Origin of the sequence: Wolbachia endosymbiont (group A) of Apoderus coryli, assembly GCF_947251615.1 — a bacterium.
In the GTDB taxonomy this organism is placed as follows: Bacteria; Pseudomonadota; Alphaproteobacteria; order Rickettsiales; family Anaplasmataceae; genus Wolbachia.
Window position 1 is genome coordinate 1,507,778 of the sequence record NZ_OX366367.1, and the last position, 20,999, is coordinate 1,528,776.

General features: G+C 36.5%; 21 protein-coding genes and 1 tRNA gene. 8 read left to right on the forward strand and 14 right to left on the reverse strand.

Features of this window, described 5'->3' with window-relative positions; all coding sequences use genetic code 11:
- Positions 1 to 240: 240 nt before the first annotated feature.
- The 3 genes from OPR43_RS07945 to OPR43_RS07955 all read right to left on the reverse strand — a co-directional run bounded on the left by OPR43_RS07945 (position 241) and on the right by OPR43_RS07955 (position 1,637).
- On the reverse strand, positions 241 to 699 hold the full coding sequence (locus OPR43_RS07945; RefSeq protein WP_265026145.1) for an IS4 family transposase: 459 nt from the start codon (positions 697 to 699) through the stop codon (positions 241 to 243).
- A 75-nt stretch (positions 700 to 774) separates the two neighbouring features.
- A complete protein-coding gene (locus tag OPR43_RS07950; RefSeq protein WP_182365498.1) occupies positions 775 to 1,254 on the reverse strand; it encodes a hypothetical protein in 480 nt (159 codons plus the stop codon).
- A gap of 188 nt (positions 1,255 to 1,442) precedes the next feature.
- The gene (locus tag OPR43_RS07955; protein ID WP_265034806.1) at positions 1,443 to 1,637 is read right to left on the reverse strand and encodes an IS4/Tn5 family transposase DNA-binding protein; all 195 of its coding nucleotides are present in this window, start codon (positions 1,635 to 1,637) and stop codon (positions 1,443 to 1,445) included.
- Between the two features lie 34 nt (positions 1,638 to 1,671).
- Between OPR43_RS07955 and OPR43_RS07960 the strand changes: the two genes are divergently transcribed.
- Positions 1,672 to 2,451 carry a hypothetical protein gene (locus OPR43_RS07960; protein ID WP_265034540.1) on the forward strand — a complete coding sequence of 260 codons (780 nt, stop codon included), beginning with the start codon at positions 1,672 to 1,674 and terminating at the stop codon, positions 2,449 to 2,451.
- Between the two features lie 5 nt (positions 2,452 to 2,456).
- Complete coding sequence (locus OPR43_RS08350; protein ID WP_406832901.1) at positions 2,457 to 2,672, forward strand: transposase; 216 nt, start codon at positions 2,457 to 2,459, stop codon at positions 2,670 to 2,672.
- Between the two features lie 183 nt (positions 2,673 to 2,855).
- Here the strand turns inward: OPR43_RS08350 and OPR43_RS07965 are convergent, their stop codons facing one another.
- The 6 genes from OPR43_RS07965 to OPR43_RS07990 all read right to left on the reverse strand — a co-directional run bounded on the left by OPR43_RS07965 (position 2,856) and on the right by OPR43_RS07990 (position 8,369).
- The gene (locus tag OPR43_RS07965) at positions 2,856 to 3,080 is read right to left on the reverse strand and encodes a hypothetical protein (protein ID WP_265034808.1); all 225 of its coding nucleotides are present in this window, start codon (positions 3,078 to 3,080) and stop codon (positions 2,856 to 2,858) included.
- A gap of 49 nt (positions 3,081 to 3,129) precedes the next feature.
- Positions 3,130 to 3,495 carry a hypothetical protein gene (locus OPR43_RS07970; protein ID WP_265034810.1) on the reverse strand — a complete coding sequence of 122 codons (366 nt, stop codon included), beginning with the start codon at positions 3,493 to 3,495 and terminating at the stop codon, positions 3,130 to 3,132.
- A 119-nt stretch (positions 3,496 to 3,614) separates the two neighbouring features.
- Complete coding sequence (locus tag OPR43_RS07975; protein WP_265034812.1) at positions 3,615 to 5,282, reverse strand: aminopeptidase P family protein; 1,668 nt, start codon at positions 5,280 to 5,282, stop codon at positions 3,615 to 3,617.
- Positions 5,283 to 5,290: 8 nt separating this feature from the next.
- Complete coding sequence (gene mnmG / locus OPR43_RS07980; protein ID WP_265034814.1) at positions 5,291 to 7,225, reverse strand: tRNA uridine-5-carboxymethylaminomethyl(34) synthesis enzyme MnmG; 1,935 nt, start codon at positions 7,223 to 7,225, stop codon at positions 5,291 to 5,293.
- Positions 7,226 to 7,732: 507 nt separating this feature from the next.
- Positions 7,733 to 8,227, reverse strand: coding sequence for a hypothetical protein (locus tag OPR43_RS07985; RefSeq protein ID WP_265034816.1), 495 nt, complete (start codon positions 8,225 to 8,227; stop codon positions 7,733 to 7,735).
- 66 nt (positions 8,228 to 8,293) lie between these two features.
- A tRNA-His gene (locus tag OPR43_RS07990) sits at positions 8,294 to 8,369 on the reverse strand.
- 150 nt (positions 8,370 to 8,519) lie between these two features.
- On the opposite strand from OPR43_RS07990, the gene murJ reads away from it, so the two are divergent.
- Genes murJ through OPR43_RS08005 form a run of 3 tightly spaced genes read left to right on the forward strand, consistent with a single transcriptional unit; the run spans position 8,520 to position 12,777 of the window.
- Positions 8,520 to 10,019, forward strand: coding sequence for a murein biosynthesis integral membrane protein MurJ (gene murJ, locus OPR43_RS07995; protein ID WP_265034818.1), 1,500 nt, complete (start codon positions 8,520 to 8,522; stop codon positions 10,017 to 10,019).
- Positions 10,001 to 10,189: a hypothetical protein gene (locus OPR43_RS08000; RefSeq protein ID WP_265034819.1), complete on the forward strand. Its 189-nt coding sequence runs from the start codon at positions 10,001 to 10,003 to the stop codon at positions 10,187 to 10,189. Before murJ ends, OPR43_RS08000 begins: the two co-directional genes overlap by 19 nt.
- A 44-nt stretch (positions 10,190 to 10,233) precedes the next feature.
- Positions 10,234 to 12,777, forward strand: a complete 2,544-nt coding sequence (locus OPR43_RS08005) for an AsmA-like C-terminal region-containing protein (RefSeq protein ID WP_265035716.1) — start codon at positions 10,234 to 10,236, stop codon at positions 12,775 to 12,777.
- Positions 12,778 to 12,831: 54 nt separating this feature from the next.
- On the opposite strand, the gene OPR43_RS08010 is transcribed toward OPR43_RS08005, so the two are convergent.
- The 3 genes from OPR43_RS08010 to OPR43_RS08020 all read right to left on the reverse strand — a co-directional run bounded on the left by OPR43_RS08010 (position 12,832) and on the right by OPR43_RS08020 (position 14,733).
- Positions 12,832 to 14,025: a phage portal protein gene (locus tag OPR43_RS08010; RefSeq protein ID WP_265034821.1), complete on the reverse strand. Its 1,194-nt coding sequence runs from the start codon at positions 14,023 to 14,025 to the stop codon at positions 12,832 to 12,834.
- A 235-nt stretch (positions 14,026 to 14,260) separates the two neighbouring features.
- A complete protein-coding gene (locus OPR43_RS08015; RefSeq protein ID WP_320157481.1) occupies positions 14,261 to 14,524 on the reverse strand; it encodes a type II toxin-antitoxin system RelE family toxin in 264 nt (87 codons plus the stop codon).
- Complete coding sequence (locus OPR43_RS08020; RefSeq protein WP_010081986.1) at positions 14,500 to 14,733, reverse strand: DUF6290 family protein; 234 nt, start codon at positions 14,731 to 14,733, stop codon at positions 14,500 to 14,502. Before OPR43_RS08020 ends, OPR43_RS08015 begins: the two co-directional genes overlap by 25 nt.
- Before the next feature lie 251 nt (positions 14,734 to 14,984).
- On the opposite strand from OPR43_RS08020, the gene lipB reads away from it, so the two are divergent.
- Positions 14,985 to 15,602: a lipoyl(octanoyl) transferase LipB gene (gene lipB / locus OPR43_RS08025; protein ID WP_265034823.1), complete on the forward strand. Its 618-nt coding sequence runs from the start codon at positions 14,985 to 14,987 to the stop codon at positions 15,600 to 15,602.
- A gap of 233 nt (positions 15,603 to 15,835) precedes the next feature.
- On the forward strand, positions 15,836 to 16,837 hold the full coding sequence (locus OPR43_RS08030; protein WP_265035717.1) for an LD-carboxypeptidase: 1,002 nt from the start codon (positions 15,836 to 15,838) through the stop codon (positions 16,835 to 16,837).
- Positions 16,838 to 17,169: 332 nt separating this feature from the next.
- Here OPR43_RS08030 and terL read toward each other — a convergent pair whose 3' ends face one another.
- Positions 17,170 to 18,630, reverse strand: coding sequence for a phage terminase large subunit (gene terL, locus OPR43_RS08035; RefSeq protein ID WP_265035718.1), 1,461 nt, complete (start codon positions 18,628 to 18,630; stop codon positions 17,170 to 17,172).
- A gap of 828 nt (positions 18,631 to 19,458) precedes the next feature.
- Between terL and OPR43_RS08055 the strand changes: the two genes are divergently transcribed.
- Positions 19,459 to 19,656: a hypothetical protein gene (locus tag OPR43_RS08055; RefSeq protein ID WP_265034825.1), complete on the forward strand. Its 198-nt coding sequence runs from the start codon at positions 19,459 to 19,461 to the stop codon at positions 19,654 to 19,656.
- Positions 19,657 to 20,197: 541 nt separating this feature from the next.
- Here the strand turns inward: OPR43_RS08055 and OPR43_RS08060 are convergent.
- Positions 20,198 to 20,995, reverse strand: a complete 798-nt coding sequence (locus OPR43_RS08060) for a phosphoribosylformylglycinamidine synthase subunit PurQ (RefSeq protein WP_265034827.1) — start codon at positions 20,993 to 20,995, stop codon at positions 20,198 to 20,200.
- Positions 20,996 to 20,999: the final 4 nt, after the last annotated feature.

Sequence of the window (20,999 nt, forward strand, 5' to 3'; positions counted from 1 at the left end):
TAAGGAGAAATGTTTAGTAATCTTTTTACTATAGCTGACCCAAGCAAGGTTTCCCCATGTCATACCGCCGCGGTATCTTGGCATAGATTCCGCTAACTATAGTAGTTTCTAAAATGAATGATAAAATTCCATTATGGTACTACCAACTAAAAGCTGCAAGTCTGTATAGTGGTGCATTAGAGGTCTGAGGCGACTTTTGATGATATGCCAATAGTGTTCTATAGGATTCAAATCTTACTTTTACCCACAATTTTGAGAGGTTATGATGTGAAGCATAACAATGCTCTCCTTAAGGTTTTCATAGCCCCGCCATAGAGTCATAGACCCTGGTAAATTATCACTTTTTCTATTCATAAATCCACCCAATTTTCCTAACCAAATAATAGCTTGTTTTATGTTTGGAGGTTCTTCGGGTAATGTTGCTACCCGATACTCACGCATGTAAAGGACCTTCCACTCTTCGTTGCTTAAAATTTTAGTACAAGTTTCCATGGGATTTGATAAAGCCACTTTTGTCAAATATAAAATTTTAAACGCGATTATACTTTTTATAGCAATTAACTTCTGTAATCTTTCTTTTGTAGCTAAGCGAGAGCTTTCTATCTTACATCCTGATTTTAAAATCCTAAAATACTCTTCAATTTTCCATCTTAGCTTATACCAATTTATCTTTTCTATGGCATCTAAAGTATGGTACATTAGTTAGTAGAGTCCAGTCGACAGCTTCCAATCCATCAGGAGCTTTTGCACTTACCACATATACAGGGACTTATTTTATGTATTGTATCTTTTGACCCATAAATGGAAGAAGATCTGATAGGCTTTCATATACTTAACTTCAATATTAGCTTTCCTTGATCTCTGGTTTCCACCTTTAGTAACTTCTAGAGAAATTTTCTTTTTTACTGGCAGTTGAGTGATGCGTGTTTGCAAATCTGTTTTTCCGACTTCAGTACAGATAAATCTTCTATTAGCTCGATTGCGGATTACATAAAAACTACCTAACGTCTCAGCCACCCATAAAAATTTGAAGATGTCTGCTTCCCTATCACCAAGGGTAACAAGTTGTACATTTGGAGGAAGGTTGTTTATAGTTTCTTTGAGAGCTGTTATCCACTTATAACTTTCTTTTTCTTCTATGGAGGTACGGTATTTTCTGTTTGCTTTTTCTTGTGCCGTTTCTTCTTCCCTAATAGAACGCGCCCAACATTGTTGGGAAGATAGACCTAAAGGTAATCCGTCTTTGCTAGGCACTATGCAACAGTAAACCCATTTTATGCTTTGTATAAGCTTTAGAAATACTGCCTAGTCTCTTGGTCTTTATATGAGAGTCAAAATCCAAATAACTTGTATCTTGAACTGAAAATACCAACTGGTTTCCTTTTATTCTTTCCTTAGTTTCTTTATAATGGGAAGAATAAATTTCCTTATCTTCAAGCTTTTCATTGCTTATATGCACCCTTAGCTTCTTTCCACCCACTACAGCTTTGATTAATTGAACCAGATGCCTTACCCTCTATGCAATAACTTGTTTTTATAAGTCTTTTATTAAGCCTTATATCTCCCAAATTAATGTGTTTTAACTCTCTTTCCAGCCATTTATCCCCTAAGTGTTGAAAGTAACACAAAAAAGACATAAAGAACTATTATTGCAAGAAAAAGGAGGCAATAATGGATCAAATAGAAAGAGTACTAAATTTAATAAAAGATGAGGATTTAGAAAGGCTAGGAAAATTAAGTGAAGTAGATAAATGTAATACTAAATTGTTGGGCAAGATTATATTTAAAGGTCTAATGAAGTTAATATTAATGGGGCAAAAAACAAGCCTAAGAGCGCTAGAAATGGTAATAAACAGGTGTATAATGGATAAGAATAGCGATAAAAGTACAGTAACATACAGTGGTTTGTCAAAAAGGTTAAAAGTTATAAATCCAGAATATTTTAAGGGAGTATATATTGATTTGATGAGCAAGATTAAAAAGCTATTACCCCAAAAAACATCAAATAACTTACATAAGTTTGATTCGACGATCATAAATTTATCGGGATATCTCATAAAAGATGGGCTAAAAATAGGCGGTAAAAGTAACGACAGTCAAGTTAAAGTGAGTGTAGGATTAAAGGATCAATTGCCGACAAGTATAAGATTTTGTAAAGGACAAGAAGAAAGTAGTGAAGATATAGCATTAGTGAGAGCAATTAATGAAGCTAAAGTTGAAAAAGAGGATATTTTATTATTTGATAGAGGAATCAGAAAAGTTGGAACTTTTGCCGAATTTGATGAAAAGGAGTACAAATTTATCACAAGAGTTAAAGTAGGAAGAAAACATGATGTTATAAGCAGGAACAAAGTTATAAGAGAACAAAAATCGGATGGATCAGAGATTTTAGAAGATATAATAGTTAATCTTTATCGTGCACGAGGTAAAGTGGCAATGATCTACGGCTAATAAAAATCAGAAATAAAATTGGAGATGAAATATGGTTTTTGACAAACTTGTTTGAAATGCCAGCTTATGAAGTAACAGAGCTATATAGGCGCAGATGGGATATAGAAGTGTTCTTTAAATTTATAAAGCAAAATCTTGGATATAAGCACTTTTTAAGCCATACTATGAATGGCATGAAGGTGTATATTTACATGATCTGCTTTGTTATTTCTTGTTTATAAAATCAAAAATAATCTACATGGGTTCAAAATAGCATTACTGCAATTCACATTGGATCTAAATGACTCTTTTATACGTTCGATTGTTTTACTGTCGGGAGGTAATTTACATGCCGTTGATCATCTCATATCACGTTATTTTTGATACTTTCAACACTTATGGGGCGCTGGGATGACACCCTCCTGCTAGACAATGTTCGTACAGCTATGGAATGAGTCGCGGTATGACGTAGGATTGCTGTCATTCCAGTGCTTGACACTGGAATCCAGGAAGCTTAACTTTACACCAGGTAATAAGAACTGGATCCCAGTGTCAAGCACTGGGATGACACCTCTGGGCACTGCCGTCATAAAGGAACCAGTGTCAGCTACTTTCATGACATCAATAATTGATCTCGACTTATCGCCCAACTAGAAAGTTGTACATAGAATGACAGAAGAGACTCGCGTTAGATATTATTTATTTACTTTCGATCTTTTCTATCAATTTTTTAACTAAGCCTCTTAGCTTTTTACTGGATTCATCGAGCTCTTGAATCTGCGAGCTGCGCTCTTTCATTAGTTCCTTATAGTTACCTCTTATGTAGTCAATCATTTCCTTCATCTGAGCAATCATCTTGTTAACATCCATACTGCCCAAATCAGGTATCATGCCAGGCATAGCCCCTTCTAACATACCGCCAGCCATAAGCTGCTGAGACATTTGCATAAATGGTTTTAAAGTCTGATTAAGCAATTCAGGATCCTTGGCTAATTTTTCTATTTGCTCTTTGCAAGTATCCATATACTGCTTCATAAATTCATCTTCTTGTCCTTTGTCTATCATAATATGCCTACCTTAAAATACGTATTCTTTATTATATATCGTTTTTAAATTAAAAACAATACAAAATACCTATCACAATTGCATTAATACTTTTTAAACAATAAAAAATGCTCCTTTGCTTATAAAGGGTCACATACTTTCTTTAACCACTCCTTATCTTTAACGCTATTTTCTAAGTTTTCATAGACAAATTGATGGTAGCCATTTATCCATTCAATTTCATCTTTAGTAAGCATTTGCACATCTATTAGCCTTCTATCATATGGAATAGAGGTCAGTTGTTTAAAGTTTAAGAAACCTTTTTCATGTTTATCAACATACATCAGATTTTCAATTCTTATTCCATACTCTCCCGGAATGTAATAGCCAGGTTCGTTGGATAGTATCATGCCTGGTACTAATTTTACTTTATTACTTTTTGATATTGCTTGTGGTCCTTCGTGCACTGATAAATAGCTTCCTACTCCATGCCCTGTACCATGCATATAGTCCATTCCAAATTTCCATAAATGCGTACGTGCCAATATATCCAATTCTCCACCAGTAGTGCCAGGAGGAAAGATGACACTTGCTACAGCAATGTGCGCTTTCAATACTATTGTATAGTGAGTTATTTGTTCATCAGTTGGATTGCCAATTGCTACAGTTCTTGTCACATCAGTTGTGCCGTCAAGGTACTGACCACCAGAATCAATCAAATACAGTCCATCTTTCTGAATTACCTTATTCGTCTTACTGCTTGCACGATAGTGAATTATTGCTCCATTCTCATTAAATGCTGAAATTGTTGGAAAACTTAGTTGCTTAAACAAATTCTGCTCTTTTCTGTATTCTAAGAGTTTCTCTTCAGCTTCAAGCTCTGTACCAACATTACTTTCAAGCCAATATAGAAAATTTGTAACTGCCACTCCATCTCTGATGTGTGCATTTATAGCCCCAGCTATTTCAGTTTGGTTTTTTACTGCTTTATAAATTAGACAAGGATCCTCTCTTTCAATTACCTGCTTATCTTTTATTACAGCCATGATACTCATTGGAGTTGTGCTTGGATCTATAACTATTGAATTTAGCTTACACAGCGAACTTTCTAGCTCACTAATATCAAAAATATTTACATGGTTATCTAAATTTGCTTCTATAGTCGAATGTTTTTTATCTTGAATAAACAAATCAACATTACCGCTTTTATACAATATAGCACGGCCCAATATACATGGAGTATATTTAGCATTTTCATTTCTTAAATTTAATAACCATGAAATTGAATTTGGATCGGTTAAAAGCACTGCTTCAGCTTCTTTATCTATGCTTTTAGCGACTTTTTCACATTTATTCTTGCTACTTTCACCAGCATATTTAATAGAATGTAAAACCACTGCTTGTTTTCGATAGTCACTTTTTTTTCCAGCTAAACAGGGTATTAATTTACAGATATTCTCATACTTTCTTATATCTTCTATGGTAAAATATTGCAAATAATAACCTAGTGAGGCAGTCGATGTTAAGTTTGCTTTTATCCATTCGCGTGGATCCTCTTCTTGTATATTATATACTTGAAAATTGCCCCGATCGAGCTGATTGTGAGCTTGTGTGATATAGCGTCCATCTGTAAAAAATTGGCACTTGTTGTTTTTTGTGACAATAAGCAGCCCATTTGTTCCTGTGAAGCCACATAACTTAGTTAGCTCCTCTGAATACTCATTTAAATATTCATCTTTAGTATGCAACATAAATGCGTCAACGTTTATTTCGTGCATAAAAGAACGAAATTCTTCGATTTTTGACATGGAATACCTCACGCAAAACTAGCAGCTACTTTCGTTTTCTTATTCCTAAGGTACACTAATATGCTAACTATTGCTGCGGGAGTGATGCCTTGTATTTGCTTTGCAATGCCAATTGTTGCTGGTTTTATCATCTGCAACTTTTCTATTACTTCACTTGACAAGCCTTTAACTTGTGAATAGTTGAAGTTGATTGGAATTTGAGTATTGATTTCCTCTCGTAAAAACTTCATATCCGCTTCTTGCCTTATTAGATAAGGTTTGTATTTTGCTTCAATTTCAACCGCTTCGCATATTTCATTCTTAGTTGCATTATCCGCTTTGGTGTGTCCCATTTTGCCATTCCAGCGCGTGACGCTGCTTAACTCCGGCCATATTTCTTGTAATTTATTCCAGTCGATGTTTGGGTAGCTAAGTAAATCTAGTGCCGTTTTTCTTATCCCATCATAAGATATTTTGATACCATAAGACCTAAGCTGCTCAGGAGTAATCATCAGACTCCCTAACTTCTCTTCAAGCTGCTTAATGGATTCAAGTTTATTCTGTAAAACAGAGTATCTCTCATGCGAAACAAGGGAAATATCATAACCTTTTTGTGTTAATCTTCTATCTGCATTGTCTGACCTGATAGCTAGCCTATATTCTGCACGTGAGGTAAATAATCTATAAGGCTCGATCACCCCTTTGGTGACCAAATCGTCTATCATTACGCCGATATACGAATCTGTACGATGGAGAACAAAGCTTTCTTTTTTTTCAGATGCAGAAAGTGCTGCGTTAATTCCAGCGATAATTCCTTGCCCTGCTGCTTCTTCATATCCAGTAGTGCCATTAATTTGGCCAGCAAAATATAGACCTTTGACTTTCTTAGTTTCAAGAGTATGGCTTAGTTCTCGTGGATCAATATAATCGTATTCAACCGCATATCCAGATCTTAATATTTCTGCATTTTCAAGTCCCTTGATACTATTTATCATTTCACGCTGCACTTCAATAGGCAATGAATTTGAAATTCCATTTGGATATATAGTGTTATCGTCAAGCCCTTCTGGCTCTAGAAATATTTGGTGACTATTTTTTTCTGCAAATTTATTAACTTTAATTTCAATGGATGGGCAGTATCTTGGTGCAACAATGTCATCTAAATATGAGGAAGCTGACCTGTGAAGATTCTCTCGAATTATTTTATGCGTATTTTCATTAGTATGGGTAATAAAGCATGGTACCTGGGGTTGGTTAATTTTTTCTGTTAAGTAAGAAAACGGCACAGGTGGATTATCACCCACTTGTTCTTGCAATATTGACCAGTTTATAGTGCCACGATCAAGTCTTGGCGGAGTTCCGGTACGCAATCTACCTAATTTGAAATTATATTTCTTCAACGTATTTGCAAGTTCTACGGCAGACTTATCTCCCATTCTCCCTGAAGGAGTTGTTTGCTCTCCTATATGAATTACACCTTGCAGGAAAGTTCCCGTAGTTAAAACAACTTTACCTGTTAGTATACTTTCACCAGAACTTGTTATTACAGCTTTAATGTACAATTCTCCATTGTTATTACTCTCTATAAGAAAATCGTCAACTGACTCTTCTTTTACCGTCAAATTGTTATAATTTAGAATGATTTCCTGTATTGCTTGCTTGTATAATTTTCGGTCTGCCTGTGCACGTGGTCCCCATACTGCTGCACCTCTGCTGCTATTTAAAATGACTGAGTGTATGCTTGCTTGATCGATTGCTCTTCCCATTATTCCATCAAGAGCGTCAACTTCCCTAACTACAACACCCTTTGCAACTCCTCCGATTGCTGGATTGCAAGACATCTCTCCTATAGTTGAAATTTTGTGGGTTATAAGTAGCGTATTTGCACCAAGGCGAGCTGCCGCAGCAGCCGCTTCGCACCCTGCATGACCACCACCTACTACCACTACGTCATATTTATGCATGCCTTCTTGAGTAACTCTTACTCTCTAATATTCCGATTATCAGCGGTTAATGTCAAATTTTATAGTGATACCTCTCCTGTTACTCCGTACTGCACATACAACTATACGCACATTCGTTTTTGCTAAGGTAATTCGCACGACAAATGATGTCATGCCAGCACGTAACGTACAGCTGTACAAACATTGCAGTTTGCAGGTAATTTGTGTGGCAGGTAGTCAGTGCCCCTATAATGTCATCCCAGTGTCCTCTTCTTGTCATTCCAGTGCTTGACACTGGAATCCAGCCTTTTCATAATCATCAAAACGTTGTATTTTAACATAAAAAGGCTACTTTTATGCTTACCAACTTAATAAAATTTCTGGATCCCAGTGTCTGGGCACTGGGATGACACCCCTTTGTGTTTGAGGCAAAACCGGCTACAACACTTAACATACTGACTTTGTAAACAAATGTTCGCGCAGCTATGTGCTGCACACTGGAATAACAGAAAAGCTTACTTGGTTAGTTTAAACTGGCCCATACCCCTTCTCTTTTGAAGAAAAACACTCAACTATAGGAGAGATGATATATTCATTTACTTTTTCAGCTATTGGAAATATTACACATTGTGTTGCTAATATCCCTACAATTGGCGCTATTACTCCTATTATTGCACCTGCTAAAGCTGCAGATTCCATCCCAAGCATTGCGCCAGGAAAAATAGCAGTTGCGGCTGCAGCAAGGCCAACTCCAATTGCAGCGCTTGCAAGTGTCCCAATAACAAAAAGGAGTATATTTTCTTTATTGTCTTTATTGTCTTTTTCAATAGGATCCTTTGTGCAAAATTTACATAGCAAAACTACTGCACAGAAAGCTGCAATCAATGCTGGAGTTATGGAGCCAACAATTCCACCTATAACCAAAGGTGATAAAGCTGTAAAACTCAATCCCAGACCTGTAAATGCACCTATTACCGATGCTGCGCCACAAAGCATTAAAAGACTTTTAGTGCCGTCATCCATATAACCTCCCTAATTAATTTGATATATTACCATTTGTTCATATCTCCGTCAAGCAGAAAATTTTAGTGGGGCGAGCGACCAGGATCGAACTGGCGACATTCAGTACCACAAACTGACGCTCTACCAACTGAGCTACGCCCGCCAAGATATAAAATATCTAACATACGAGCGCAAATAGTCAATTGATTATTTAACTCTCCTTTTGCAGAGGGTTTTAAGTTTAGCCAATAAATATTTTCATTGATACTTTTACCATTATAGTTGATCGTATTGACACTAATGAAGTAGTGGTATGTTTAAAAGTATTTTCACATTTAGTTTTTTTACGGCTATTTCAAGGATCTCAGGGTTAATAAGAGATGTATTGATTGCTACGGTTATTGGTGCGAACTCTCTTGCAGACATATTTTTTTCTTCGTTTCGTTTTGCCAATCTATTTCGAGCATTTTTTGCAGAAGGAGCGTTCACTACCTCATTCATACCGTTATACTCAGCAGAATCACATGATAATAAGAAGGCATTTAATTTTGCAAGTAGTGTAATATCCATTACGTTTATTATCTTAGTAATTTTTTGCCTTATCATGCAAACTTTCTCCCCTTATATGATTCAAATTTTTGCTCCTGGATTTGACCAAAGTAAGTTTACCCTTACTGTTACTTTATCAAGAATTATGATGCCCTACATAATTTTTGTGTCAATTGCATCACTTATTGGTGGAATGCTGCAAGTAAAGCAGCATTTTGCTTCAACAGCTATTGCACCAATTGTTTTGAATCTCTGTTTAATCATCAGTTTGTTTGTGCCTTACGTAAAAACTCCAGCGCACAACCTTTCTATAGCTGTGCTGATCGGAGGGATTTTACAGTTACTTCTGATACTGTTTAGTGCATACAAGTTAAAGGCAGCTTTTTCTTTTAGCCTTGAATTAAGCAATGAAGTAAGGTTGTTTTTTAAGCGTGTGATACCTGCAATTATCAACAATTGTGTGACTCAAATAAGCTTATGGATCGATACAATCATGGCGAGTTTTATACCAAATGCGGTGTCCTATATGTATTATGCCGATAGACTAAATCAACTACCGCAGGGAATAATCGGTACTGCAATTGGTACAGTGCTTCTTCCTTTAATTTCAAAACAGGTGAATAATACTGAAAATATAGTCAAAATACAGAACAAGGCTCTCAACATAGGATTAATGTTAATTATGCCAACAACTGCTGCCTTTATCATTATTCCCGACATAATTTTACTTACGCTTTTTTCTTACGGCCGGTTTGATCATTATGCAGTGCAACAAACTGCTCCCACGTTAATAGCATTTTCTTTTTCTTTACCTGCATTTATTATAAATAAAGTATTGCTACCTACATTTTTTGCTAAAGGCAATCTGAAAATACCAACCATATTTTCGCTAATGTGCCTTGGAATTAATGTAGTGCTAAACCTTTTGTTAATGAACGAGTATCAGCATACGGGGATTGCTATTGCTACTTCCGTTTCCACTTGGATAAACTCCATTCTATTAATTAGTTATTTAACAATAAATAAAATGTATAAGGTTAGCCAAGCGTTATTGTTAAATGTCATGAAAATTTTTGTAGCAACGGTAGTTATGTCAATAGTTCTTTATGTTGCTAATTCCTTATCGGCAGGATTATTTTTTGATAAAATGTTGGCTCGTATTGTTTATTTAACGACTTTAATAGCTTTGAGTGTTATTGTTTATTTTGGTACTCTTTACTTAACTTTTAGAGGAAGTTTGAAAACATGTATAAATGTAATCTGAAGGTACAACAAATGGTGTCATCCCAGTGCTTGACACTGGGATCCAGATATAAAAATATTTGCAAATTATGCAATAGACAACAGATTCTAGGAGCATACGCTGAAATAATGTCCATGATGAAAATAAGATGGATCCCAGTGTCAAGCACTGGGATGACAGGAAAAAGGTGAACTGGGATGACAAGACGAAAGGATGCTGGAATGAGAGGTCTACTATGAAACTTTCTTTATACGCCATATTATCAATCTCGTTGCTATTAATTCTCATGCACGTTGCTGCAACTTTTAAGGATTGGAGTGGCTACAGGAAATATATCATAAAAGAGTTGGAGAGGACGTATGATGCTAAAGTGCATATTGGAGGGAAAGTTAAAGTTTCATTGATTACCCCAAAGCTCACTATCTATAATGTATATATACAATACAACGAAAATAAAGAGCAAAAGTTGTCAGATTTAATTAGTGTAAGAAAAATTGAGGTAAAACCGTCACTCCTATCGTTGTTTTTATTTTCGTTGCAACCAAAGTCAATCACATTGTTTGGTATGAAAAGCAACAAAGAAAATTTACTTAATATTATAAATACAAAAGCCAGTGGTAACACAGTCGATATAGTAATAAAAGACAGCCAAGTAAGTTTTAAGAGTGATTTCGCTGATATTGTTAACATAAAGGAGGTTGCTGTAAAAAAAAATAGGCAATTCTCCGGTAAAGTAAAGGTAGGTGATAATAATTACGATTTTTCAGGAAAGGTTGATATCACAAAAAAGAATGTACACATTAGTGTTGAATCAAATTTTGTAAATTTGCTATTTACAGGTAATAGAAATCAAGAAGAACTCCAGGGTAATTTAACATTAACAATTAATAACAGTTCCGGTTCTGTGAGTGATTTAGCAAAAATCATTAATCTTAGCTTTCTCTCTTGTGTTATTCCTAGCGAAAATATCAAGATATCATCCAATATAAGTCTTAATGAAAGTGAGTTTACGGCAACTGACTTAAAAATTGATTCCAAAAGCATGCAAGCCAGTGGTACAATACAAAATGATAGAAAAGGCGATCACACTAATCTCAATATTAGCTTCAGTAAAGTTGACTTAGATTCCATACAAGACAATTCACAAAAAACAACAAATATAAAAGACCTTCTGGAATGCTTTAGAGCAGTTGTGCCAAAGAACTTGAGCTTAAATTTTAATATAGAAGCTTCTAACATTCAATATCAAAACAAAATATTGGACAATTTCCGTGCTGTACTAAAATCCACTGATGGCAAAGTAAAAGTTAATACGCTTCTCAAATTTCCTGGAATCAATAATATATCTTATTTATCAGGAGAGATCTCAAACAATAATGCCCTATCTGAATTCAACGGTGATTTGTTAGTAGAAGGAAATGATTTTGAGTCGTTCATTTCATGTTTTTTCCCTTCTATAAAGATGAAAGAAAACCAGAAAAATCAATTTACACTAAGTTCTAAACTGCACCTTGCACCAAGAATATTATCTATCTCAGACATTAGACTGCTAAATAATAAGGAATCCTTGCAAGGGTCAATTAGAGTAAGCCACACAAAAAAACACAATGTGATCAATGGTGAATTTAGCATGCATAATCTTGATGCAGATAAATATGATCATTCATTATTTAGCAGTTTATCTAAAATGCAATGGCTGAAAAATTTTCAGTATGATGCAAATATAAAGGCCAGTGTTAATAACCTTACATTGAATGATACGAAAATTAAAAATTTAGATTTTTTGCTAAAAATGGAAAAAGGTAAGCTAGTTGCAGATAAAATAAAACTATCTGGAGAAGATTTCGATATTACCGGTAATGTAAAAATATTAGTAGATCAAAAATACGCCAAACCTTTATTAGATGTGAACCTCACGGGCAGTAAATTTAATGGAAATATCTTTAAATTACCGAATTTAGTAGAGGTAAAAAGAAATTCAAGAAATGAGATAGATCAAATTCAATGGTCAACAAAGCAGCTTGATTTTTTGGATGACAAAAAAGGCTTTGATGCAAATGTGCAAATCAATACTACAGAATTTAAAACCGAGCAGAATGTTTTGAAAGATTTTAATTTGGATGCGGTAATGAGAAACAACACTATCACTATCAGGCAGGCAAGTTACGTATTAGAACACGGGCAAGTGTTTTTTCAGGGTTATTTAAGATCAGATTCAATGAATACAAGATTTTCTATTGTAAATTTGGACACTAAAAAGATTGGTAAGGTTATAGGAATTGACAATGTAAATGGTCAGGTAAGCTTAAATGGTGAAATCAAAACTCAAGGAAAAAGTTTTCATGATTGGGCTAGTAACTTATCAGGAGATGTAAATTTACAAGCGCAGGGAATAGAATTTACTAATGTGGATTTTAATTCATTTATCACTAATTTGTTAAGCAGTAAGAATAAATCTGAAATTTCCACATTTGCTTATGTTGATATATATAATGGCAAGACATTTTTTGAAAATATTAGCGGAAAAGCAAGTATTAAGAGTGGTATATGTTCAACTGGTTTACAATTCGGGATTGATCAAGCATCAGGGTCAATCTCTTCTAATTTAACCTTATCTAACTTCACTTTAAATTCTATATTCAGGTTCTTTTTCATACCACCAGGTTATAGTAATCCAATCTATATCGATATGCATTTGGATGGCCCTATTTGGCGTCCTAAGATGAGTTTTGATGTAGACCAAATCTTCACCGCTTTAGTTAGCAAGAGAAATGGTTGATTTACTTAGGCGTACGGTTTAGGGGACAATGAACTCATCTGAACGGATACAAACTTAACCTAACTCATCACCACCTGGCAATGGTGGCAAGCCAAATGCTTCTCTTTTTTCGTTGAGCGTCATGAAGCTTGCATTTTCTACGTATTTCCACAACTTTTGTCTCTTTTCCATGAGAATTTCTATTGCATCTTTGTCATACGACAAGCACAGATCTTCACCAAATCTTGGTGTCAGCCAAGAATTCAGGTGACAGATAATATTTTCTAGCGTTGGTAAAACCGTCTGTTCCCAGAGGGATAAGCGTGCTTCGACTAAATTGCTATAAGTGTTATCACCTGGTATGCCAAGCAACTGCGGCGGGACACCAAAAGCCAGGGCAATATCGCGGGCTGAACTGTGTTTGGACTCAATAAAATCCATATCCCTTGGCGATAAGCTCATTTCTTTCCACTCCAAGCCTCCTTCAAGCAATATCGGTCTTCCAGCATTGACAGGACCTGAATAATGATCATTTATTTGCTCTTTTAAGCGTTGGTACTGCTCTTGACTTAAACTTCCACCACTTCCATCTTTCGCTGATTTCACAACTATTGCACCACTTGGTCTTGCCCCATTTTGCAACATCGCTTGATTCCAAGCACCCGCCTGATTATGTTGATCTATACTGTACGCGGCTGCTTCAATTGGTGATAACCCATACCAATCATTCAAAGGGTTAAAGGTCTTTAGGTGCAACACTGCTGAACATCCAGTTAGTTTATCAACTTTAAAGTCATAACTATTGTTATTTATGGCATAACGATAGATATAAGGAACGTTATTTCTCCCTGGAACAATTTCAACCCTATCGGGGCGCAGAAGATAAAGCTCTGTTGGTGGTTTTCTATTGTTCTGCGACTCAACCATCAATATATAAGAATTGCCGTTAACTAACCGATAAGTTACAATCCCCTCAATAAATTCCGATTTTGATGTCATTGGGTTAGGAGAATAAAGTAATTTCAGTAATGGATGGGCTTTTAGTTGCGATTTTCCCTGGTCAGTAAGCTGGCAGAGAGTAAGAGGTACCGAAGATGCAGCACTTGCAATCATATTGATTGCTCGAAAGGCAATAACATTTTTTATGTAACCTTCCTCAGCAAAACTTACATAATCACGCTTACTCCAACTTGGCTCCATCATTAGTTGCAAAGCAGAATATTTAGTAAATACTGCGCTTTTTTTTCTTTGAAAGATGTTGAAATTCATATGTGCCTCCTAAAAAATTGAATTTGTGGTAGAATTATATCAATTGGTGTCACAGGAAGGATATACTAACGTACGAACATTATGTTTGAGAGCAATCTCTACACAGTAGTTAAATGGCAGGCACAATAAGGGGTAGCAAAAAGAATGAGCTTTTTTTTTGAGCTGAGCGAAGCCACCTAAGGTAGAAAATGAATCAGGAAGGAGTAAAAATATATTTAATGTTTATATGATGTACTTACTTATAAATATCTTTTCTGTGTCCTATCTCTGTGATAACCACTTCATATTTTATAATATTTACGGAATAGATAACGCGATAATCACCTACCCTTAATCTTCTTTGTCCTTTAAATCTGTAATATAATGGCTCACCAAGGTTAATGGGATCAATTGTAAGGCGCTTATTTATCGCATTTATGATCCTTAATCTTATTGTTTTTGGAAGAGCTGGAAGGTTTTTCTCAAGAACGCTTTCTATGAAGATAATATTGTATTCCAGTCTACATCCTCACTTCTAATTTTCTTTACACCTGAAACATTACGTTTAGCAGCACGCTCAATTAGTATTTTATCTTCCTCATTTTCAATTGCTTCTTGTATTAGCTTCTCTGTTAGTTCTTTAATGGACTTATTTCTTATTTTAGCCAGTCCAGCAAGACACTCTGAAATTTCGTTGTTGAAAGTTATGCTAAATTTTGAGTTTGCCATATATTTTACCTAAAATCTACTAATAATTATACAACATTTTTCTGAATTTTTCAATAAAAAAAGTTGCCTATACGTAAAGAGGACCTGTGTTGACAAACAATTAAACATTTGTCATGTACTATGTTTGTTAAGGAGAAATAGCACAGAAGTTAGTATTAAGTATATTAGGAATAAGAAAGGCTGCGCTCAGTGTCACACACTGGAATAACAGGAAAAAACGAACTGCTATACTAAAAAAAAAGAAATAGAATATGACAGAATGGCTAATATCTAATCAGCTTATTGATTATAACTGTGCTATAAAATCCATGGAAGAAAAAATTCAACAAATTTACAATAATTCAGCAGACGAATTAGTATGGCTACTCCAGCACCCTCCACTTTATACTGCAGGAATCAGTGCAACAGATGATGATATTGTTGAAAAACTATTTCCTATATATAAAACAGGAAGGGGTGGTAAACACACATATCATGGTCCAGGACAGCGCATCATATATTTAATGTTAAACCTTAAAAAAAGAAATAAATGCGACATAAAGCTATATATTAGAGACCTAAGTAAGTGGATAATAAATGTTTTAAAGCAATTTAATATACTTGGAGAATTTAAAGAGGATAGAATAGGTATTTGGGTAAACCATAACGGAGTAGAAAAAAAAATTGCAGCTTTTGGTATCCGTTTAAGAAAATGGGTAACTTATCATGGCATAGCGCTTAACGTCTTTCCAGACCTCTCTCATTATAAGGGTATTATTCCTTGTGGACTGCAAGATTATGGCGTCACGTCAATGGAAGAACTAGGAGTGAAAGTTCCACTCTCTGAATTGGATGATATACTAAAAAAAGAGTTTTATAAGATATTTTAATGATCATTTACCTTTTATATCTCATTCTTACCTTATGTGCTAACACACAACTGTACGAACGTTGTAGTTTGGGAGCAATTCCCACCAGTGGGGTGTCATCCCAGTGCCCAGACACTGGGATCCAGCTTCTATGCAACTTAATTAAAAACGTTTGTTTTAGCGTAAGACAACTACCTTTAGCTCATCAGCTCAGTTATAAGCAAAATTTCTGGATTCCAGTGTCAAGCACTAGAATGACACCATTTGCTGTGCAATTTACCTTCAAAAATGAATGTTCGTACAGCTATGGTGCTAACACAGGTATTCATGCAATCGACCAAGTTGATATTATTGCTCCTTCTTCGAAAGGAAAAGAATCAGATCTGACTACCATAAAAGGGTATGTAGAAGCTTTGGATTTTAATCCCCATATTTCGGAGAAAATATATAGTAATGATAATCCATTTTATTCCAACTCTGATGAATTCAGAGCAAATGATTTGATTAATGCACTAACTAATGATAGTAAAATAATTTGGTGTATCAGAGGAGGAGAAGGGGCTTCTCGGTTAATTCCCTATCTAGAAAAGTTACCCAATGATAAAAAAGAAAGGATTGCTCAAAACAAAAAAATCCTCATAGGCTATAGCGATATAACTGCCTTGCACATCTATCTACAAGTCAAATATGATTGGCAAACTCTTCATGGCACCATGATGGAAATGATAGTAAATAACTCCGTTTCTGAAAGCTCTGTTGAAAAATTGAAAGAGTTAATTCTTAACAAGCGGGATTCTATCAGATTTGATAACCTAAAAATGATAAATAATGGCATTAGACTAAAAGATGGCAGATTAGAGTCTAAAATCATCGGTGGTAATATGACTTTAGTTGAAAACAGTATAGGAACTGCTTGGCAAATAAATGCGAAAGGTAAAATTCTATTTTTAGAGGACATAAGAGTCTACCCATACGCAATAGAGCGCAGTTTAGATCACTTAAAGCAAGCCCACATCTTTGATGGAGTACATGCAGTAATCTTTGGGGATTTCGTTAACTGTTATAATGATAATCTTGTTGAAGTTGTAAAAGAAAGGTTTGCAAAAAGTGTTAACTTTCCTGTATTTACAATGAAAGGGGTAGGCCATGGGCATACAAATGACCCTTTACCTCTTAACACTCACACTATTATTAGCGTTCAAGACGAAAAAGAAGGTTTGTTTTTTATGGACGTGCAGAATGTTAGCTACACATAGCTGATAGCTCACTAGGCTTCTTTTGAAATTGTTAAGGTAATTGTCATCCCAGTGCCCTGACTACTTGGATCCAGAAGACTTAATTTTAACCAAGCAGGCTGCATAATAAAGGCTGGATTCCAGCGTCACGCGCTGGAATGACAAGGTTATCGTCATGCCGCCGCGAACCGTCATACCGCGATTCATTCGCGGTATCTCATCAGCTAACAAGCAGCAGTCCTACGTCATACCGCCGTGGTATCTTTTAGCATAGATCCCGCTAACACGTAGCGGGATGACGGTTGTCAGGGTATCATGCAAGTAGCTGACTACTTGGATCTGGTAGACTCAAATCACAATGCCCGTAAAGCTGCGACCCTAGAGCTACTATCTCTCACCCACTGCAAATATTGCACGGTACTATCCACTTGATCATCGTGTCGAGTTTCAGGAAACATTAAAATCTCATACTCAAAATCGCTGAGCCATACTGCTTGGTGCGGCAGAAAAACCTTGCCAGACTCTATAATCGGAACAATTTGATAAAATCGAGTGAGTTTGTCATCATGTGGCATTATTTCGATAATGGGTAAATCACTGTTTGCTTTTAGCTCTTGCACCAATTGCTGACCACTTGTTTTTGCTTCGATTAAAATTGCGTGTGGCGTCCATCTTGCAGCTAGTGATAGAACTTGCTCTTTAAGCTTTGGATACTCAAGCTTTGCGCGATATACATCGAGTAAATAGAATTTATTGCCCACTTTTGTCCAGGTGGTGCAGACGCTAAAGTTGCTCATGCTGCTTGTTGAAACTGCAGTGTCCCAGCTTTGAGTTACATGCGAGAGACTATCAGGAAAATTTCTATAGCGCTTCAGCCACTTTCGTTTAATTATACCACTTGAAAGTGGCAGAGGATTTTGTTGATATTGTGCAGCAAAAGCATAACTCCCAAGTTCAGCCTTTATCATCTCAACTTCTTCTTTTCCTCCATCGAGGGGATATAGCAACTGACCTTCTTCTCTTGAATATAATATCCTTACAGGTGACGCTGGTTTATTATACAACCGCCTGGTCGCACAGTGCTGAGCTACTCGGATGACAGGAACAGGAGGCATTGGCTTTTTGATTGAATAAATAACCTGCTTATTTTCAGAAATCATTGGCAAACAAATATGATGCCATATGTTTTTTGGCTTGGAGAGAAGGTGTCCGGTCAAATCTTCCTGATGTAGCCTGTGCATCACAAGAACGATTACTCCTTTTTTTCTGTCGTTAAGCCTGGTTACTAGAGTCTGATCAAACCAGTTTATAGCGCGCTTTCTAAACATTTCACTCAAAGCTTGAGCAGAACTGAGCGGATCGTCCACGATGATGAAATCACCACCTTCACCGGTTAATGTTCCTCCAACTGATGTTGCGATTCTGTATCCTCTTTGCACTGTTTGGAATTTGTATTTGGTATTCTGATCTTTGGATAGTTCTACCTCTGGAAATAGCTTTTTATACCAACCAGATTGCATTACGCACCTTGTATCAAGCGAGTGCTTTTCGCTGAGCAGCCGAGAGTAACTTGCAACTATTATCCTCGCGGTTGGCTGATTTCCCAGTATCCATGCGGGCCATGCAACACTAGCGCACAGGGACTTCATTGAACGCGGAGGCATATTGAATATTATTCGCCTCACTTCACCAACGCTCACTGCTTCTAGCCTGTCTGCTATGACTTTTATGTACTGATAATCATTATACTCACACCCCGGCACCACCGTTTGAAAGCATAACTCAATGAATTTTAGAAAGTTGATTTTGTTCATGATATAATGTTGAAAGATGTCATCCCAGTGCCCTCTTCTTGTCATCCCAGTAGCTCCTTCGGTGTCATCCCAGTGCTTGACACTGGGATCCAGAAGACTTAATTTCAACCAAGTGGCTGCATAATAAAGGCTGGATTCCAGTGCCAAGCACTGGAATGACAGCAATCTACGTCATACCGCCGCGGTATCTCTAGATCCCGCTAACAAGCAGCGGGATGACGGTTGTCAGCTTCCCCTGTCATCCCAGTAGCTCCTTCGGTGTCATTCCAGTGCCCTCTTCTTGTCATCCCAGTGCTTGACACTGGGATCCAGAAGACTTAATTTCAACCAAGTGGCTGCATAATAAAGGCTGGATTCCAGTGCCAAGCACTGGAATGACAGCAATCTACGTCATACCGCCGCGGTATCTCTAGATCCCGCTAACAAGCAGCGGGATGACGGTTGTCAGCTTCCCCTGTCATCCCAGTAGCTCCTTCGGTGTCATTCCAGTGCTTGACACTGGGATCCAGAAGACTTAATTTCAACCAAGTGGCTGCATAATAAAGGCTGGATTCCAGTGCCAAGCACTGGAATGACAGCAATCTACGTCATACCGCCGCGGTATCTCTAGATCCCGCTAACAAGCAGCGGGATGACGGTTGTCAGCTTCCCCTGTCATCCCAGTAGCTCCTTCGGTGTCATCCCAGTGCTTGACACTGGGATCCAGAAGACTTAATTTCAACCAAGTGGCTGCATAATAAAGGCTGGATCCCAGTGCCAAGCACTGGAATGACAGCAATCTACGTCATACCGCCGCGGTATCTCTAGATCCCGCTAACAAGCAGCGGGATGACGGTTGTCAGCTTCCCCTGTCATCCCAGTAGCTCCTTCGGTGTCATTCCAGTGCTTGACACTGGAATCCAGACTTTAATTGTTATACTTGTAAATAAGTCTGGAACGTTCATCTCAAAATGCAGTATTTTTGTTGAAATAGCTCAACTGGATCCCAGTGTCAAGCACTGGGATGACACCATTTGTTGTGTTTAACAAAGTTCGTACTTAGCTTCATGTTAGCTACAAACGTTAAGAAATTTACCAAATAAAAAAAAAGGCAAAAGAAGCCCTGGGGTTATTATCCGCTTTAAAATATTGGCGTTTTTTATGTTTTAAACGCTTGACAAGCGAAATTCAGCTGCTTTTAATTGCAACTAACTTACGCTGCAAATGTTTAAGAAATTTACTAAGCAGAAAAAAAGACAAAGAATCCCCGAGTTAGCTAGTCTTTTACTATCTCTGTCGAGTATTGGCATTTTTTGATGTCTTGTAACGCTTTATAAGCGCGTTCAGCTTATTTAGATAAAAATCTAGATGTAGATGAAGTTTTGTAAAGACATACAGTATCTATATACTGCAAAAAATTGAACATAAGACGCCGATACATTAAGTAATCCTTACCTTTTAATCTGCAGATTGGCGAAAGCAAATACAATAGCTTCAGTTTCATGATAAGGGGGCTGGCAAGGCTTGTCAAGCAAGTTTTTTGCAATATCAGGGGATAATTTCGACCATAAATCCCTATCAATAAATTTTAACAAAAATACTTTAGTGCATTTTCAAATATAAGCATTCCATCGCCATATTTTGGTATAGCACTTCCTAAACGTTTACATTTTTCTTTTTCAAGAGGCCAATTATCTTGCTGGGTAAAAAATATTCCCCTTTCTGGATGGGGCATTAAAGCCAATACTCTCCCACTTTTATCTGATAAAGCTGCTAGGTCATATGTAGATCCGTTCGGATTGTGAGGAAATTGCAGATTAGCATAGTTGCCATTTTCATCAATGTAACGTAATGCGGTGGAATTGCTCTCAATCAATTGGTTCAAAATATCTTGATCCATAAAAAATTTGCCTTCCCCATGAGCAATAGGGAGATATAGTTCACTCAGGCCCCGTAGCCAAACAGAATTACTCTGCGGATTAACTCTCACTCTAATCCAACGGCATTGATAATTGCCTATATCATTATGGATTAAAGCTAGACTAGAGAATTCTGGAATTAACTTTACTAATATCTGACAACCATTACATATTCCTATAATCAGCTTGTCCTTAGATAAAAACTCTTGAAACTCATCCAACAAGTTGTTTTTAATACGTAAAGCAAACGCATTACCAGCACCAGTGTCATCACCATAGGAAAAACCCCCTGGAATTGCAAGTATATTGCTTAATTTCAGTTCACCTGGATTATCTATGATATCGTTAATGTGAACGATTTTTACTTCAATATTACCAATACCAAGTTTTCTGCTGCATTCCATAAATGCAAATGCAGTTTCTTTTTCGCAATTTAAGCCATAACCAGATAGGACTGTGATTTTCATGAAT